Source organism: Moorena sp. SIO4A1 (assembly GCF_010672065.1).
Lineage (GTDB): Bacteria > Cyanobacteriota > Cyanobacteriia > Cyanobacteriales > Coleofasciculaceae > Moorena.
This window is the reverse complement of sequence record NZ_JAAHHX010000200.1, coordinates 1-3,276: the sequence shown is the minus strand read 5'-3', so window position 1 is coordinate 3,276 and position 3,276 is coordinate 1. Positions and strand designations below refer to the sequence as shown.

Sequence of the window (3,276 nt, the reverse complement as noted above, 5' to 3'; positions counted from 1 at the left end):
CCATAGGCAATCAACCCAAACCCCAAGCTGACAATAATGACAAAACCCAAGCTCCTGGTTTGGTTTTTTTCTACCCAGCTTCTCCTTGAGCAAAGGCTAGTTCCTAGAATCAGGATTAGTGCATTGAAAAGCCGACAGAGTGCCCAGGTAAATGGAAGTGACGCACTCCCACCGCTAAGCTGGCGCTATAGCGTGGGCTTCTTCATCCGTTCGCCAAAGGCTAGGCCATAGGCCAAAGACTGAGAAGCGATCGAGTGTCCGTGCCGTCCCTTAGGATAGACACGATTTGCTTCGTGGTACTATTGTCCATATCGCCAGATACGACTAGCTTCCCACTACGCCGTTTTATACTTGGGAAAACGCCCAGCCCAAGTCGTTTGAGGTTGATTGCGGCATTCACATCCCGGTCAACCAAAACCTTTTCAACCGGATCGTAATACTTTCTGATTGAGCAATCGGTAAATATAACTTCGTTCCGATAACTCAGAATCATTGATGAATACGCCGGTTTTTGTTTGATAACCACTGCTCCAGCTTTTGAGGCTATGTAGTCCAGTGTGGTTATAAATTCACCAAACGCCGCGTCTAACCAAGACTTGTTCAGCCCAGACTTAGCCGATTGGCCGTTAGGCAAATACGTCCCATCAGCGGCTTTGTTGGGTTTATTTCGTTTTGTCAGTCCCTTGATATTTAGCAACTCTAGGAAAAACACTTTCTTGCCGGTTTTCACCAGCAAGTGAGCCAGGTTGTAACGGTGATTCTGGCGCTGCCTAGCAATGCGTTGATGTATTCGAGATTCACGCAATGCTAGCTGGCGACGGGCTTTAGAACCTTTACGTTTCGATGATTTCTTAGCAGAGACGGCCTTGAGTTTTGGTAAAGACTTACGCAGCGGTTTAGCTGATTTGTATTTGGTATTTTCAGATGTGGCAATGTAGTCATCGCCCTCTAGCACTGCGTCAAGACCGATTGAGTTATCCCAAGTGGGGACAATCTGATCAGGCGTCAACTTAGGCACCGTAGGATCTGCTACGGTCAGGTTGATATACCAACCATCGGCTTTTTTAGTCAAGCTAACACGTTTGACAACGGCACCATCCGGCATTGGTCGGTGCATCCGAACCTTCACCATTCCGAGCTTGGGAAGCTTGATATAGAGCCAGTTTTTGCGGACAAGATAAATCCACCTTGGTTTGACCATTGCGAACACCATCGTCCGGTAGCTGGATTGGTTCTTAAACCGTGGCTTACCGCTACGCAAGCCATTGGAATCACCCGATATATAACGCTTGAAAGCATCGTCAGCCCGTTTGCAGACATCCTGCAAAACGGTTGAATCTAATCGGGTGAAGTCCAACAGCTCACCGCTATGAAACACCTTGATCAGATCTGTTTTGAGTCCAGGCAATTGTGACTGTTGACCGTATCTAGTCGGCTGATCTCTGAGCTCAGGTAACGGGCAAACTAACGGACAAGCGTTGACTTTGGTTCTATTGTTGTCCCACCAATCGAAACGATCTCCGAGCTGGCGGTTATACCAATAGCGACACACTCGAAGCCAATAATTAGCCTCAAGTTTTTGCTTAGTGTTTAAGTAAGCTCGATACTGAAGCGTTGATTTCATAGCGGCCGATCCGACCATTACTGCGGGGCTTAGTGTTATTATAGCACCAGCACAGGAATTAGTGTCAACCCATGCCTAAAGATGATATCCACCGTGCTAGAGGCGTTTCAAACTTGAAAGCTCCTCAACGTGTTAGTCCCAAAATACCGGCGTAAAGTCTTCACAGGGGTGATGCTAACCCGCGTAGAATCAATATTTTCAGAACTGATGTCTAAGTGGGAAGGTAGTTTGGTCGAGTTCAATGGTGAAGCGGATCACGTTCATTTATTGATCCAATACAATCCCCAGACTCAGCTGAGCAAACTAATCAATAATCTCAAGACCGTTTCCAGTCGATACCTACGGAAATAATTTCCCGATCAAGTGAATAAGTATTACTCGAAAAAAGTGTTCTGGACTGGCGGCTACTTCATTGCTAGTTGTGGAGGGGTTACCGTTGAACAACTCAAAGAATACGTTCAGAGTCAGGACAGACCTGACTGATGTTGGGTGATGGGGCATCGAACCCCATCACCCAACCTGGCTTTCATCCCACGCTAAGCTGTGGCTTAAGCGTGGGAATTCCCGCCGAGCTAGTTAAATTACGATTATCGGCGACAACATCAATTAAGCGGTCAGCAGCCAGAGTATGAAAGGCATTTATCACACCAGCAAAAAAAAGTGATACGCCGATGATAGGAACGATTGGGTCTTTGGTGATGCTGTAGTTCGTGAAGGCTAAGCAAACAGTAAAAAACGCTGTACAGACACCACTCCACTCCAGGAGTGTGTGTACAAAACTTCCGGAAAAGACCGAGTGCATGGCATCATTAACTTCATGGGGTTCCCATTCAGAGGCTGCCGAGAGGTCAAACAGTTCCTGATGGGTACTAAAATCAACCCCTAATTGATGCAGAATATAGGGTAAAATGCAGATAAAAATGACTGTCCAAACAAATGGTTTGGGCAACCTAGTTTTGCCGAAAAGCCTGGCTTTTATCATAGTTTTTATTCCATAGTTTTCATTCCCAATATGGCTTTCGGTTTGATGAGTGATCAAGATGAGGAAGGTCTTTAGGTAAGACTTGGCTAAATCATGCCACCAATAGGCAATACCAAGTACAGTTATAGTGCCAGAGTCTATTGACTCAGTGATGGAATACCCTAGAGCTGTTCATTATGGGTTAGAATCATTGAACAACATGGACTTCTGTGATGCCAGTTAGATATACCAGTTACATATAGAGTTCCCGACTAGTCCGACCCAAATAACGGCGTTGTAATTGTAGCGGGATGATTTATGGAGATCGGGAAGAGACGGGAAGTGGGGGAAGATACTGCAAGAATGGGAAGTAACCTGTGAGGCATATAATCTGAATTAGCACTATGAATTAGCACTATGAATTAGCACTATTAATGCTACAAATGATTTGATTTCTTTGATTGAATTGGTAAGGGGGCAGGGGTACTCAGGAGTAAGGGAAAGGACTTTGTAGTTTTTCTCCCTTACTCAAAAATCGACAATTTAAGTGCGCGACATCGTCAACAGGGCTATTTCATTCTCATGAAAGCAAATAAATGCTAGATTTACAGGTTAAACCAGTGTTTCATGAGTTCCCATGGGTTTGCCACCCCCACCTGCCCCTACAATCTTACTTCCAAGCCTTCCCCCA

General features: G+C 45.5%; 2 protein-coding genes and 1 pseudogene. 1 reads left to right on the top strand and 2 read right to left on the bottom strand.

Annotated features, from left to right (window positions below; translation table 11 throughout):
* Nucleotides 1-220: 220 nt before the first annotated feature.
* Entirely contained in the window at nt 221-1,624 is a 1,404-nt protein-coding gene (locus F6K53_RS36095) for a transposase (RefSeq protein WP_293020949.1), read from the bottom strand.
* 129 nt (nt 1,625-1,753) lie between these two features.
* Here F6K53_RS36095 and tnpA point away from each other — a divergent pair.
* Nucleotides 1,754-2,107: pseudogene (gene tnpA / locus F6K53_RS36090) on the top strand (IS200/IS605 family transposase).
* A 43-nt stretch (nt 2,108-2,150) separates the two neighbouring features.
* On the opposite strand, the gene F6K53_RS36085 reads toward tnpA, so the two are convergent.
* A complete protein-coding gene (locus tag F6K53_RS36085) occupies nt 2,151-2,606 on the bottom strand; it encodes a hypothetical protein (protein ID WP_293020947.1) in 456 nt (151 codons plus the stop codon).
* Nucleotides 2,607-3,276 lie beyond the last annotated feature (670 nt).